The sequence below is a fragment of the Achromobacter sp. RT286_PF genome, assembly GCF_059760425.1.
This window is the reverse complement of sequence record NZ_JCBAMR010000101.1, coordinates 1-255: the sequence shown is the minus strand read 5'-3', so window position 1 is coordinate 255 and position 255 is coordinate 1. Positions and strand designations below refer to the sequence as shown.

At 53.7% G+C, this 255-nt stretch carries 1 rRNA gene; it reads left to right on the top strand.

What is annotated here, in order from left to right:
* Positions 1-219 (top strand): 16S ribosomal RNA (locus AC6LJY_RS28025); the annotation flags it as partial.
* Positions 220-255: the final 36 nt, after the last annotated feature.

Here is a 255-nt window from a genome sequence, read left to right as displayed (position 1 = left end):
ACTGCGTGAAGTCGGAATCGCTAGTAATCGCGGATCAGCATGTCGCGGTGAATACGTTCCCGGGTCTTGTACACACCGCCCGTCACACCATGGGAGTGGGTTTTACCAGAAGTAGTTAGCCTAACCGCAAGGGGGGCGATTACCACGGTAGGATTCATGACTGGGGTGAAGTCGTAACAAGGTAGCCGTATCGGAAGGTGCGGCTGGATCACCTCCTTTCAGAGCTTAAGTGCTCGTGTTAAGCGTCCACTCTTA